Raw genomic sequence first — 13,678 nt, 5'->3', positions numbered from 1 at the left:
ACATCGCGTTGCCCCGGCCGGGCGCTTTGCCCCCGTCTTAAGTTGTATTTCCTGCAACGGTTCAGGCCGCTAGCATGGAATAAGACAAAGGCCAGCGATTGACGGCGTAACCACCGGGTATCAGGATGATTTCGGTGAACCATAAAACGGCCACATCAATCGGTTAGCCGGAAAAAAGCAGGGGTTGGCGTCGGCCACGATGCCGTGTTGCAAACGGCCCCTGAAAACCGTGACCGACCACAGGAAACGAACAAGAGGCTTAACAATGTCTGCGAACGTTTATCCCGTCTCCGAGGAAATCGCCAAAGGCGCCTTGATCGACAAGGCCAAATACGATGCCATGTACAAACAATCGGTCGAGGATCCGGAAGGCTTCTGGGGCGAACACGGCAAGCGCATTGACTGGATCAAGCCTTACACCAAGGTCAAAAACGTCAGTTATGACCCGCACAATCTTTATATCAAATGGTATGAAGACGGCACACTGAACGTTGCGGCGAACTGCCTGGACCGCCACCTTGCGACGCGCGGCGACCAAACCGCGATCATTTTTGAAGGTGACGACCCGTCAGTTTCCGAACACATCACCTATAAAGATCTGCATGAACGTGTTTGCCGTTTTGCCAATGCCCTTAAATCCATGGGTGTTAACAAAGGCGACCGGGTTGTCATTTACCTGCCGATGATCCCCGCCGCCGCTGTCTCCATGCTGGCCTGCGCACGCATTGGTGCCATCCATTCGATCGTGTTTGGCGGTTTCTCGCCCGAGGCGCTGGCGGGCCGTGTCGAAGATTGCGGCGCCAAGGTCGTAATTACATCGGACGAAGGTTTGCGTGGCGGACGTGGTGTTGCCCTTAAACGCAATGCCGACGAGGCCCTGTCCCATCCCGGTATCAAAACCGTGGAAAAGCTGGTTGTGGTCAAACATACCGGCAAGGACATTCCGTGGAATGACGCGCGCGACGTCTGGTATCAGGATGTCTGCGATGCCGCATCGCCCGATTGCCCGCCGACCGAGATTAACGCCGAAGACCCGTTGTTTGTGCTTTACACATCTGGCTCGACCGGCAAGCCGAAGGGTGTTTTGCACACCTCGGGCGGGTATCTGGTTTATGCGTCGATGACGCATCAATATGTGTTTGATTATCACGATGGCGATATTTACTGGTGTACCGCCGATGTCGGCTGGGTCACCGGGCACAGCTATATTGTCTATGGCCCGCTGGCCAATGGGGCCACCACCCTGATGTTTGAAGGTGTGCCCAGCTACCCCGATGCCTCGCGTTTCTGGCAAGTGTGCGAAAAGCACAAGGTCAATATTTTCTATACCGCACCGACTGCCATTCGCGCCCTGATGCGTGAAGGGGCCGACTGGGTTGATAAGGCCGATCTGTCGTCGCTGCGCATTCTGGGTTCGGTCGGTGAACCGATTAACCCCGAAGCATGGGAATGGTATCATGAACATGTTGGCAAGCGGAAATGCCCGATTGTTGATACCTGGTGGCAAACCGAAACCGGCGGCATCCTGATTTCGCCGCTGCCCGGCGCCACCGATTTGAAACCGGGTTCGGCCAGCGTGCCATTTTTCGGCATTGAACCTGCCCTCCTTGATCATGAAGGCAAGGAACTTGAGGGTGCCACCGACGGCAACCTTGTGATCAAATATAGCTGGCCGGGCCAGATGCGCACGGTTTATGGCGACCATGAACGTTTCATCCAGACGTATTTTTCGGCCTTTCCGGGTGTTTACACCACGGGCGACGGCGCACGCCGCGATGAAGACGGATATTACTGGATCACCGGCCGCGTGGATGACGTGATCAACGTTTCGGGCCACCGCATGGGCACCGCCGAAGTGGAAAGCGCGCTTGTTGCCCACCCCAAGGTTGCCGAAGCCGCCGTTGTCGGGGTACCGCACGACATTAAGGGACAGGGCATTTATGCCTATGTCACGCTTAATGCCGATGAAGAACCAACCGAGGAATTGCGCGCCGAACTGGTGAAATGGGTGCGCAAGGAAATTGGCCCGATTGCCAGCCCCGATTACCTGCAATGGTCACCGGGCCTGCCCAAAACCCGGTCGGGCAAAATCATGCGTCGTATCTTGCGCAAAATTGCCGCCAACGAATATGACCAGCTTGGCGACACCTCGACCTTGGCCGATCCCGGCGTGGTCGATGACCTGATCGATAACCGCCAGAACCGCTAAGCATACGGTTTTATCGGCAGCGACATTAAGGACGGCATCTTTAACGGATGCCGTCCTTTTTCGTGGTTAAAGCATATTCTCTCACCGCCGCTGCCAACCCAAATTCAGCCCGGAGAACCGCAACAAAATTCCCGGTCGATAATGCGCCGCATGTTGCCACGCAAGGTTTTGGAATGATCGTTCACATTTAGATCACTTTGGCAGCACACAGATTTGATTTCCCCGAACCCGCGATGCCCCAGATAAAACCTTAGGCATCGGATTAATAAGGCGCGTTCGGCCTATGACGAGCGTCGCAACGAACGGGAAGATATATCGTGGGTTTTCTAGCCAAAATGTCATTACGCCGGGTTATTCCCACTGTCATTGCCCTGATCGCGATATTGGCCACCGCCATTACAGCCATTTCAAGCTATGTCATTGCCCGCAACGCCCTCAATGAAGGGGCGACCGACAAACTTTATGCCCTTGCCAATTCACGCCAAAGCGAACTGGCACAATATCTGGGCTCTGTCCGGCAGGATTTGCTTATTCAGGCTGATAGCCCCGCCATTCGCCAGGCGATGAAACTGTTTTCGTTTGCCTGGTCCGATTTGGGCAATTACCCGGAAAAAACCCTGCAAAACCTGTATATCAGCCAAAACCCCAACCCGGCAAACCAGCGCGATCAGTTGTTGCAGGCCAAAGATGGCTCTACCTGGTCTGATATCCATCACCAGTATCATCCATGGATGGATAAACTGCTGCATGAACGCGGTTACGCCGACATTTTCCTGATTAATAACGATGGCGCGGTTTTGTATTCCGAGGCCAAGCGCCCCGATTTCGCCAGTAATGTTGCCAATGGCGCGTGGGCGCAAACCGGATTGGGCCGGGCGTATAAAACAGCAAGCACAGCCATGCCCGGACACATCGCGTTCGAGGATTTCAGCCTGTATCAGCCCGCCGAAAACACCGGCAACGCCTTTTTGGCAACCCCGGTTTTTAGCGATGACGGCAAAAGCCGGGTCGGTGTTTTTGCCGTCGAAATTCCGGCCGCCCGCATAAACGATGTTTTGCAACAAAGCGAAGGACTGGGCCAAAGCGGCGAAGTTTATCTGGTTGGTCAGGATTTGCTGATGCGCAATGACAGCCGCATGGGCAGCGAAAGCACCAGCCTGAACCGCAAGATCGACACCAAACAGGTGCGCGATGCATTGTCGGGCAAAACCGGCACGATGGAAGATTTGAACTATCGTTCGGCCAGCGTGGTGTCGTCCTATGTGCCAATGACATTTGAAAACACCAAATGGGCCATCGTCGCCGAAATTGACAGCGACGAAATTTTCGCCCCTGCCATCTGGATGCGTAATTTTTCACTGATGTTACTAGTGGGGGTGGCGGCAGTCGCCATACTGGTGGGCCTGTCATTGGGGCGCGGCATTACCCGCCCGCTGACCCAGGCGGTAGCACTGATGGAACGTTTGGCACAGGGCGAGCTTGATATTGCCATCCCCGCACCGGGCAGCCGCAATGCGGTTGGCCGCATTTTTGAAACTTTGGCCCTGTTTCGTACCAATTTGCGCGAAAATGCCCGCCTGACTGCCGAACGCGAAGCCGAAAGCCAACGCAAGCTGGACCGCGCCGACGAAATTCGCCGTTCAATCGATAAATTCCGCAGCCGCAGCGACCAAGCGCTGGCATCGGTGCAACAGGCATCACAATCGATGCGGACCAGTGCCGGTGTGATGGGCGAAACCGTGGCCCAGACCAACCTTCTCAGCAACAATGTTATTGTGGCGGCGCGCCAGGCATCGGGCAATGTCAAATCGGTTGCATCTGCCGCCGAACAATTATCGGCATCCATTTTGGAAATCAGCGATCAGGTCCATAAATCCAGCGACATTGCCCAAGGGGCCGTTACCCGCACCAACGAAAGCAACAACCTGGTTAAAACCCTGGCGCAAAGTGCCGATCGTATTGGCGAAGTTGTTACCCTGATTAACGATATTGCCGGGCAAACCAACCTGTTGGCGTTAAACGCCACCATCGAGGCCGCACGGGCCGGAGATGCCGGCAAGGGATTTGCCGTGGTTGCGGGCGAGGTTAAATCGCTGGCATCGCAAACCAGCCGGGCCACCAGCGAAATCAGCGATCAGATTATCACCATTCAGGATGCCACCCGCGAAGCTGTGCTTTCGATGCAGGCGATTTCCGAGGTGATTGGCGATATTAACACCATCGGCACCACCATTGCCGCATCGGTCGAACAACAAGGGGCTGCTACCCGCGATATTGCGCGTAATACCCAGCAAAGCGCGCAAGGGACCGATGAAGTTACCCGCAATATTGCCGGGGTGGGCGATGCCGCCAAACGCAGCGAAACCGCCACCGCCGATGTCACCATCGCTGCCGATAGTCTGGCCCGGCAGGCCGATAATTTACGGCGCGAGATCGATGGTTTTCTTGCTGAAATTCAGGATCGCGACTGAACGGCAAAAACATGCCCCTGCCATAGCGAATTAATAACATTATATAAAACCGGGTCTTTGCATTGAAAAGGCCCGGTTTTTGCTGTGTCGCATCCCCGCACAAACCAGCGGCATGGTTGTTTTTTGATCAAAATTGCGCTAGATACAACCCGCTGCGCCGCAGCATTTGATTTGAATAATGACGGATTTTGGTTTGATGTAAGGTGCCACACATTCATTGCCGCGATGTCACTGCGACGGAACCCCTTTTCCCGGCGCAACCCGCGTGTGCAACCGGCAAGGCACCTGACCGACCATTTCACAATCCATTTCACGATTTCGTACATTCCAATAAAATGACGACCCGCAGCACGGACTGCGGGACGGGGGACGACTGGAGATATTCCTGTGAACACAGATTTCCTACCAAAACTACGCGCCGAGTGGCTGGGCAATATTCGGGGCGACGTCTTGTCGGCCATGGTTGTGGCGATGGCCTTGATCCCTGAAGCCATCGCTTTTTCCATCATCGCCGGGGTTGACCCGAAAGTTGGCCTGTTTGCGTCTTTTTCCATTGCCGTGATTACCTCCATTTTTGGCGGTCGGCCCGGCATGATCTCGGCAGCAACGGCGGCAACGGCCGTGTTGATGGGGTCGCTGGTTCGGGAATACGGGCTGGATTATCTTTTGGCGGCAACCGTGCTGGCGGGTATTTTGCAAATGGTCGCAGGCGTGCTGCGGCTGGGCAATTTGATGAAGTTTGTTTCGAAATCGGTGATGACCGGCTTTGTTAACGCGCTGGCGATTTTGATTTTCATGGCGCAATTGCCAGAGCTGACCAATGTGCCGTGGGTGACCTATGTGATGGTGGCCGGGGGCCTTGCCATTATTTACCTGTTCCCGCGCCTGACCAAGGTGGTGCCATCGCCCCTGGTCGCGATTGTGGTTTTGACCACCATTTCGCTGTTTATCACTTCGGACTTCCACACTGTTGGCGACATGGGCAAACTGCCCGATGCCTTCCCGGCCTTCATGATCCCCAATGTGCCGTTCAACCTTGATACATTGCTGATCATTCTGCCCTATTCGGCAGGGGTGGCGGCCGTGGGCCTGCTTGAATCGCTGATGACGGCATCGATTGTCGATGATCTGACCGACACGCCGAGCAACCGTATCCGCGAATGTTATGGTCAGGGCATTGCCAATTTCTGCACCGGCTTTATTGGCGGGATGGCAGGCTGTGCCATGATCGGCCAATCCGTGATTAACGTTAAATCAGGGGGCCGTGGCCGGTTATCGACCTTTCTGGCCGGTGTTTTTCTGCTGATCCTGATTGTGGTTCTGGGCGATCTGGTGCGGATCATTCCGATGGCGGCCCTGGTTGCCATCATGATCATGGTATCGATCGGTACTTTTAGCTGGTCGTCGATCAAAAACCTTAAAACCCATCCCCGCAGTTCGTCCGCTGTTATGCTGTCAACCGTGGTTGTGGTGGTTGCCACCCATAATCTGGCCATCGGCGTTCTGGTGGGTGTTTTGCTGTCGGGTATTTTCTTTGCCTGGAAAATCTCGCAAATTTTCCGCATCCGCAGCGAAATTTCAACCGATGGTGCCACCCGCACCTATCATGTTGAAGGGCAGATTTTCTTTGCATCAGCTGAAAAATTCACCCAGGCCTTTGATTTTAAAGAAGCCCTGGATAAAGTCGTGATTGATGTCAGCCATGCGCATATCTGGGATATTTCCAGTGTGTCCGCACTTGATATGGTGGTGCTTAAATTCCGCCGCGAAGGGGCCGATGTGGAATTGATTGGCCTCAATGACGCCAGTGAAACCATTGTCGATAAACTGGCCCTTCACGATAAACCCGGCGCATTTGAACGCCTGATGGGGCATTAAGGGAACATATCCGATGACACATTTGATCGCACTGATCGACGGGTCGGTTTATTCGCACAGCGTTTGTGACCACGCCGCCTGGATCGCCGGGCGTGCCGGGGCATCTGTTGATTTGATGCATGTCTTGGGTCGCCGCCATGCCAGCGGTGAAAATGCCGATTTCAGCGGCAACCTGCAACTGGGTGCGCGCAGTGCCCTGTTGCAGGAACTCGCTGATCTTGACGAACAAAAAGCCAAGCTGGCCTTAAAACATGGCCGTTTGTTACTGGCCGAGGCCAAGGCGCAACTGGAAAGCCAGGGCATTGCCGAAGTTGGCACCAAGCTGCGTCACGGCGACCTTATCGAAGCCATTGCCGAATTTGAAAAAGACACCAACCTGATCATTATTGGCAAACGCGGTGAAGCCGCCGATTTCGCCAAAATGCATTTAGGGTCCAATCTCGAACGTGTGGTGCGTGCGGCAACCAAGCCGATCATGGTGACATCGCGCGCGTTCAAGCCGATTGAAAAATTCGTCATCGCCTTTGACGGTGGCCCCAGCGTGATGAAAGCCATTGATCACATTGCCCAAAGCAAAGTGTTTAAAGGACTTTCCTGCCTGCTTTTGTCTGCGGGCGAGTTAAACAACGACGCACGCCAGACCCTGGAAGACGCGGTTGCGATTTTGCAAAATGCCGGGATCGACACCGAAAGTGCGATTGAAAAGGGCAATGCAGAAACCGTGATCAAAACCCGGATTGAAAAAGACGGCTATGATTTGCTGGTGATGGGGGCCTATGGCCATTCACGCATTCGCAACCTGATCATTGGCAGCACCACCACCGAAATGGTGCGGTCCTGCCATGTGCCGGTGATGCTGTTTCGCTAGGCCTTATGGCAGTCGGCAAACGATACAAGGCGTGCAACCGTTCAGGTTCGCACGCCTTATCTTTATCAAATATCACGGCCCAGCTGACGGCGGATTTCATCGGCCAGCGGATGCAACAAACCATCCCCCAGCGGAGCAACCACGCTATATCCCAGCCCCTTGTCCGCCCAGCTATACCCGCCAAGGTCACCCCGGTGGCTGCTGGTCATGGGCGCGTTTTGATCAATCTCCATCGGGCGTGTCAGCATCACCAGCCGAACGCCTTTATCGTCATCATACATCAGCATGGCAGCCGGCCCATGCGCGGTTGCAATGATCCGCCCGCCCATAAACCGGTACCCCGCCGGGGCAAGGTCGGGCACGCGCACCGGGTGCGATAATCGTTGTGATGCCCAGCGCACAAAATCGGCACTGTCATCAGCGCGCATTTCGACCGGGCGAAAACTGTCGGGCGCATAAACGGCATAGCTGTCTGCTGCCTCGCTTGCCAGGGCGGCAATGCCGCTTGCAGGGCCTGCGGCCACCACTGCAACAGGCGGGCCCCATTGCCCATGCAACGACCAGCCCCCAGCCACCCCCACCACCAGCATCACCATTGCGGCAACGGCCAGTTGCCACACCTGATAGCGCGATGCGTGGCGCTGTGCGATCATGCGGTCCACATTCAGGCGCGATGGTACGGGTTCCTCGGCCACGCGGGCAAAGGCGTTGCGCAAAAGATCGCGGTCTTTGCGGTATCCGGCAACCCGGGCGGCAACATCTTCGTGGCGCGCCAGATAGCGTTCAACCTCGCCGTGGCGTGCGGCGTCCAGCGCAAGGTCAACATAGGCATGAAGGTCATCTTCGGTGATCGGCCGGTCGCTCATTTCACCCTCCGCAAGGCTGGTCCGTGGGGGTTTTCTACCGTGCCATTTGCGGCACCGGCAAGGATTTGATGCAGGCGTTCGCGCCCGCGTGACAAACGCGACATCACCGTGCCCACCGGCACACCCAGCACCTTGGCGGCATCGGCATAGGATAAATCCTCGACCGATACCAGCAAAACAACACTGCGCTGATCATCGGGCAATTGTTCCAGTGCTGCCATCACATCCTGTAAATGCAGGTTTTCGTCCTGCTGTGGCGGATGTGAAAATGCGGCATCGCCGACATCGTCAATTGTCACATGCACACCGCGAAAACGGGCCTGCTGCCAGTTATTCACCGCCAGATTATGCAAAATGGTAAACATCCATGTGCGGGTATTGCCATCAACACGGTGCTGATGCCAGCGGCTGATCGCCCGTTCCAGGCAATCTTGCACCAGATCATCGGCCATCGCCGGATTTTTCATCAGGGCGCGCGCATAACGGCGCAATGCCGGAATAAGTGGCGCGATCCGTCTGGTCATCTCGTCGTCATGCATCACGCTGGCCTCCGGCCCGGACTGTTGGTCGAGTATGCCTGTTTTTGACTCAAGGTGCTAAAACATGCTGCCCGGCGCCGGTTGACGCGGTTGGCACCGGGCAGCACCTCATCGCTTAAACAGGGCTAGTCCGCGGCCTGCACCTGAACCGGCTTGCCAATATTACCAACCGTGCCACTGGCAATAACCAGATAGCGTTTGGCAACCCCTTCCTCGCCCTGAACAAGCTGGCGAATGGGGCCAAGCGCGTTAACAATGCCCGCGCCAACCGGGTTGGCCTTAAAGGCCGCAATCGCCTGCAACGCCCCGCTACCATCGGCATGGTTGGACAATGCCAGGACATAATCCTTTTTGGGTTCCAGCCCGCTTACCGATGCCTGAACCACCTGCGTCAGGCCCTGATCAAACAGGGACACACTGGTGGGCTGGTGGTCGGTATCGCCCACCGGATGCAACACAAACTGCACCGCCTGATCAGTTTCACCCAACGGCTGCAAATTTGCCATGCCATCGCCACTGGTAACGGCACCGGGCACATAATTCACCGCCTGCGGGGCCTGCCCCACCGGAATGGTCGCCACCACCTTGTTGATCAGGGTATCAATCGCGGCCAGGGCATCGGCATTTTCCAGCCCCACATAAATCCGCGTGCCATCGCCCGACGGCCACAGGCCATGTGGCAATTTTCCGACCGGTACGGTTGCCACCTGTTCAAACGTTTTCGCATTAAAAACCTTCACCTGGTTCAACCCGCCAATGGTGACATAGGCAAAGGTGCCCTTGGCGTTATGGACCAGATTAACGTGGTTGGTGATAGGCCCGGTATCAATGGTTTTGATCACGTCAAAGGGCGGGCGGGCATTAAATACCTGCACCTTGCCAATGTCTTTAAGCGTAAACCACACCTGTTTGCCATCGGGGCTGGCGGCAATATTGGGGCAAAACGGGCTGGCCTGTTTGATGTGACCTACCACCTTATGATCGGCGACCGAAATCACCAGTGTTTCGGGGTTAAACGATGAACAGACATAGCCGTATTTACCGTCGGGTGAAAAGATCTGCATGCCCGGCCCGGCAGGCACTTTGATGCGGGTTTTTTCCTCGAACGTGGCGGCATCAATCACGGAAACATAATCTTCCCCGCGAATGGTAACCCACACTTCCTTGCCATCGGGGGTGTAAAATGCCTCGTGCGGGGAGCGACCCAGATAGGTGGTGTGTTTGACACTGTTGGTCGCGGTATCGATAAAAGAAATCGAATTGCTGCCAACGGCAACAACGGCCAGTGTTTTATGATCGGGCGCAAAGCCCATGCCATGCACCAGCACCTGCCCGCGATAAAGCGGGCTTAAATTGCGCGGCTGCGGGTCACCCAGGCGAATAACACCCAGCAATTTATTATCTGCCGGGTCGACCACGGAAACCGTGTTGGAAAACTGTTCGGCGGCATAAACCCGGTCGTGATGGCTGATCGGAATATCCTTTGCCGTATCGGCCAGCGGGGCCTGCCCGGCCAAGGCCGCACTGGCCCCGGCAAACAGGCTACAGGTTAAAAAGGTTGAGGCGAATAAACGTTTCATGAGGTTTCCAGACATTTACAGGATGGGGGAAAGAAAGGGATTGGACGGCGTTTTTGGGGAGGGCGTAAAATGAAAACGGCCAAACCGGGGCCGGGCGGGAAAAGTGACCCGGCCCCGGATACAGAATGTGAAGGTGGAAAGCCCTGCACATTCCAGGCGGGATGAAACCGATTGATCTAACGGGTTGGCGCGGGGGTCGACGGGGGAAGGTCTTTGCCAATGGCGAGAAACATCGCGGCAATTTCCTGTTGCTGCGTCACGATAATTTCCTGACACAGGCGTTTAAGCTGCGGGTTTTGGGCATAGGGCAAAAAGGCAACGCACATATCAATCGCACCTTGATGATGCGGCGCCATCATCGCCACAAAGTCGCGGTCAATGTCGCCGGTGGCTTGTACATTCATCCCGGCCATCATTTTGGTCATTGCGGCTTCGTTGCCCTGCAAAAACGGCTGTTCATGAGCGAGATTTTCGCTTTCGGCAGGGTCAGACGCGGCAGGACTTGCCATTGCCATACCCGATACGGCGTCGGGTTGCGGTTTGCTGTGATCAACGCCGTTATGGGCGAACGCAATGCCACCGCCCAGCACAACAAACGATAGCAGGGCACCACCAATATGGCGGCTTACAAATCGGGCGAGGGTCATGGGGCGGGCTCCTGTCTGGGATGTGATAATAGTTAGACAGGTGGCCAGGCCGATTATTCCATCGCTGATGATATTTTTTGATTTTTAAGGCATATCCCCCTCGGGGCGGCCCCCGATCCCAACTGATATTTGGCGATTCCTAACGCGGCTCTGCCGCCGTCAGCAGGGCAATTAATTGGGCTTCACAGGGCGAGGGTTTATGTCCGCGCCGATGCGACGTCATGAAAGTCAGATCGTGCAAATGCCATGCGTGACGATCAATTTTGATTAATTTTCCAGACGCCAGATCATCGGCAACCAGATCAAGCGGCATATGCCCCCAACCCAGCCCGGCGATCAGAAAATCATGTTTGGCACCAAGGTCGTTGACCCGCCAGCGACGCTCGCCCGCCACCGACATTTGGGTTTTTTCCGCACCGGGCTGATTGTCGGTCACAACAAGCTGGATATGGCAGCCAAACGCATCGCGCGAAACCGGCGACGGCGCGTTGGCCAAGGGATGGTCTGGCGCACAAACGGTAACCATGGGTGCCACGCACAGCCAATTGCGTTCAATGGCCGCGGGTTTTAGTTCCGGCACATCAGAAATTGTAAGTGCGAAAGCACAATCCCCTTCCAGCACCAGCGCCTCGCCCGCCTGCATTGTTGTCATTTGCAGGTTTATGGCAACGGTGGGCCACAGGCTTTGCAAGGTTTGCAGGCTTTTGATCAACTTCTTTCTGGGAAAATAAACATCTGCAGCAATTGAAAGCTGCGGCGCGCCAACCTCTATCACGGTGCGGGCGCGGGTTTTCATTTCTTCGGTCCGGGCAATAACCGCCCGTGCATCGGCCACAAGGTTGCGCCCCGCCGCACTTAACGCTGCGCGCCGCGACCCGCGCTCAAAAAGCTCAACCCCCAACGCCTTTTCAAGGGCGGCAACGGCATGGCTGACGGCGGATTGGGCGCGCAAAAGCTCCTGTGCGGCACCCGAAAAACTTCCGGCATCACACACCGCCACAAACGTCCGCAATTGGTTGATTGTTACATTGTCGAGCATATCACTATCTATAAACCAGATGACAATTAGCGATATTACGTCAATTAACACGATGGCTCAACGTCGCTAGATATCGGGGATATCAAGTTATCTCCTGCCGCGAAGGCCCCTGCCATGGCCTTCCCAGCGAATTGAATGGATCGTGAAATGACATACAGCATTATTGGCACCGGCAGCGTCGGCACGACACTGGCGGGTTTTTTCGCCCAAAACGGCATCGACGTTCTGATCGCCAATACCCGTGGTGTTGAAGGGGCCGCCAAATCGGCCGCAGAAATCGGGGGCACTGTAACTGCCGCCAGCATCGATCAGGCGCTTGACGCCGATATTATTATATTGGCCGTCCAGTTTCTCGATTTTAAAAAGGTCGGTGCATTGCGTGCGGACTGGACCGGCAAAATTGTCGTTGATGTTACCAACGCTGCCTTTTTACCGGTGGAAGTTCAGGAACGCGAATTGCAAGGCCGTTTGTCATCAGAGGTAAATGCAAACCACGTTCCGGGGGCCAAACTGGTTAAGGCATTTAACCAATTGCCCATGCAGGGCCTTGCCGCACCTGTGCCCGACGGGGGGCGTCGCGTGATTTTTGTTGCCAGCGATCATGCCGATGCCAGCACCACAATCGCGGCGATGGCAAGCGACCTTGGCTTTGCCCCGATCGAACTGGGCAAGATCGCCGAAGGCGGCAAACTTATTCAGGCAAGAAACGAGCTTGTTTTTCAAAACCTGATCAAGTTCGCTTCATAATTATATAGACGCATTATAAAAAAACGGACGGCCCATCAAATAACGGGCCGTCCGCAATGCTGTATAAATATGGTTTTTCGGCTACAGGCTTTCATGCCGTTGCAACCACACCCGGCAGGGTTATTTCAAAACATACCGTGCCAGATTTTTGTGAATTTGCTTGTCCAGTTCGCGGTCAAGATCCATCAAAAGGGCGGCTGTTTCGTCGTAAATTGCTTTTTCACGCTCTGCTACCGACATCGATTCTGACAGGGTCCGGCTGCGTTCAACCACAGCGGCCACTTCGCCCTTGGGCGTGCCATCTTCCGACATCAGTTCAAGCTTCGCACCGACCTTAAGGTCAACCTTTTGCGACTGGTCATCGGTGAACATGCCGCTTAGGCCGCTTTTGGTTTTAAGGTTGGCGGTGGTAATTTCGGCGTCAGTGACGCTGTAGCGTAAAATGTCGTTGGTGCCGACGGTCTGTAACCGGTCGTCGGGCCAGTTCATGGCCATGCGGCCCAGATCAAACGGCAGGTCGGGCTGCAAATCATTGGCCGCAGGCACGCCATACGCCGCTACTTTTTCAATCGGCCCGGCCGAAAACGCAATAGGTTGCAAGTGCCGCCAGGTGACATCGGGGTAGGTTTGCACAGGCGCGCTGGTACACGCCGCCATCATCATCGCCATTCCACCTGCCAAGGCCAGGCTCATGCCACGCATAGACAACCCCATCATTACCCCGTTCTCCAAAACATTTATCGTCATAAAAGGAACCGGGGATACGTCCCCGGCCCTGTTATTTGTCATCGTGAGGATGAAGAATGATTAAGGCAAGCCTGTGACCATGTTGGC

Annotated in this window: 11 protein-coding genes; 5 read left to right on the top strand and 6 right to left on the bottom strand. The window is 55.4% G+C overall.

The window, feature by feature from the left end; translation table 11 throughout:
• The first annotated feature begins 265 nt into the window (after positions 1–265).
• From acs to TMES_RS16175, 4 genes are all read left to right on the top strand, one after another.
• Positions 266–2,209, top strand: a complete 1,944-nt coding sequence (acs, locus tag TMES_RS16195) for an acetate--CoA ligase (protein ID WP_085584423.1) — start codon at positions 266–268, stop codon at positions 2,207–2,209.
• Between the two features lie 317 nt (positions 2,210–2,526).
• The gene (locus TMES_RS22815; RefSeq protein WP_158091253.1) at positions 2,527–4,680 is read left to right on the top strand and encodes a methyl-accepting chemotaxis protein; all 2,154 of its coding nucleotides are present in this window, start codon (positions 2,527–2,529) and stop codon (positions 4,678–4,680) included.
• A 387-nt stretch (positions 4,681–5,067) separates the two neighbouring features.
• Positions 5,068–6,558, top strand: a complete 1,491-nt coding sequence (locus tag TMES_RS16180) for a SulP family inorganic anion transporter (protein WP_085584417.1) — start codon at positions 5,068–5,070, stop codon at positions 6,556–6,558.
• Positions 6,559–6,571: 13 nt separating this feature from the next.
• Entirely contained in the window at positions 6,572–7,426 is an 855-nt protein-coding gene (locus TMES_RS16175) for a universal stress protein (RefSeq protein ID WP_085584415.1), read from the top strand.
• A gap of 65 nt (positions 7,427–7,491) precedes the next feature.
• Here the strand turns inward: TMES_RS16175 and TMES_RS16170 are convergent, their stop codons facing one another.
• The 5 genes from TMES_RS16170 to TMES_RS16150 form a co-directional block, all read right to left on the bottom strand.
• Positions 7,492–8,292 (bottom strand): anti-sigma factor family protein, encoded by an 801-nt coding sequence (locus tag TMES_RS16170; RefSeq protein ID WP_085584413.1) that lies wholly within the window; start codon positions 8,290–8,292, stop codon positions 7,492–7,494.
• A complete protein-coding gene (locus tag TMES_RS16165; RefSeq protein WP_211275939.1) occupies positions 8,289–8,831 on the bottom strand; it encodes a sigma-70 family RNA polymerase sigma factor in 543 nt (180 codons plus the stop codon). The genes TMES_RS16170 and TMES_RS16165 overlap by 4 nt, the downstream gene beginning before the upstream one ends.
• A gap of 125 nt (positions 8,832–8,956) precedes the next feature.
• Positions 8,957–10,411: a YncE family protein gene (locus TMES_RS16160; protein WP_211275938.1), complete on the bottom strand. Its 1,455-nt coding sequence runs from the start codon at positions 10,409–10,411 to the stop codon at positions 8,957–8,959.
• Between the two features lie 176 nt (positions 10,412–10,587).
• Entirely contained in the window at positions 10,588–11,058 is a 471-nt protein-coding gene (locus tag TMES_RS16155) for a DUF305 domain-containing protein (protein WP_211275937.1), read from the bottom strand.
• 139 nt (positions 11,059–11,197) lie between these two features.
• Positions 11,198–12,097: a LysR family transcriptional regulator gene (locus TMES_RS16150; RefSeq protein WP_085584409.1), complete on the bottom strand. Its 900-nt coding sequence runs from the start codon at positions 12,095–12,097 to the stop codon at positions 11,198–11,200.
• 147 nt (positions 12,098–12,244) lie between these two features.
• On the opposite strand from TMES_RS16150, the gene TMES_RS16145 reads away from it, so the two are divergent.
• A complete protein-coding gene (locus tag TMES_RS16145) occupies positions 12,245–12,844 on the top strand; it encodes an NADPH-dependent F420 reductase (protein WP_085584582.1) in 600 nt (199 codons plus the stop codon).
• 120 nt (positions 12,845–12,964) lie between these two features.
• Here TMES_RS16145 and TMES_RS16140 read toward each other — a convergent pair whose 3' ends face one another.
• Entirely contained in the window at positions 12,965–13,561 is a 597-nt protein-coding gene (locus TMES_RS16140; RefSeq protein WP_085584580.1) for a hypothetical protein, read from the bottom strand.
• Positions 13,562–13,678 lie beyond the last annotated feature (117 nt).

It is taken from the genome of Thalassospira mesophila (genome assembly GCF_002115755.1).
Classification (GTDB): Bacteria; Pseudomonadota; Alphaproteobacteria; order Rhodospirillales; family Thalassospiraceae; genus Thalassospira; species Thalassospira mesophila.
This window is presented reverse-complemented; position numbering and strand designations above follow the sequence as displayed.

What these genes read in the sequence shown, in the direction of transcription:
- acs (WP_085584423.1), top strand. Translation starts at nt 266, where the DNA reads ATGTCTGCGAACGTTTATCCCGTCTCCGAGGAAATCGCCAAAGGCGCC.
- TMES_RS16175 (WP_085584415.1), top strand. Translation starts at nt 6,572, where the DNA reads ATGACACATTTGATCGCACTGATCGACGGGTCGGTTTATTCGCACAGC.
- TMES_RS16170 (WP_085584413.1), bottom strand. Translation starts at nt 8,292, where the DNA reads ATGAGCGACCGGCCGATCACCGAAGATGACCTTCATGCCTATGTTGAC.
- TMES_RS16165 (WP_211275939.1), bottom strand. Translation starts at nt 8,831, where the DNA reads ATGCATGACGACGAGATGACCAGACGGATCGCGCCACTTATTCCGGCA.
- TMES_RS16160 (WP_211275938.1), bottom strand. Translation starts at nt 10,411, where the DNA reads ATGAAACGTTTATTCGCCTCAACCTTTTTAACCTGTAGCCTGTTTGCC.
- TMES_RS16155 (WP_211275937.1), bottom strand. Translation starts at nt 11,058, where the DNA reads ATGACCCTCGCCCGATTTGTAAGCCGCCATATTGGTGGTGCCCTGCTA.
- TMES_RS16150 (WP_085584409.1), bottom strand. Translation starts at nt 12,097, where the DNA reads ATGCTCGACAATGTAACAATCAACCAATTGCGGACGTTTGTGGCGGTG.
- TMES_RS16145 (WP_085584582.1), top strand. Translation starts at nt 12,245, where the DNA reads ATGACATACAGCATTATTGGCACCGGCAGCGTCGGCACGACACTGGCG.
- TMES_RS16140 (WP_085584580.1), bottom strand. Translation starts at nt 13,561, where the DNA reads ATGATGGGGTTGTCTATGCGTGGCATGAGCCTGGCCTTGGCAGGTGGA.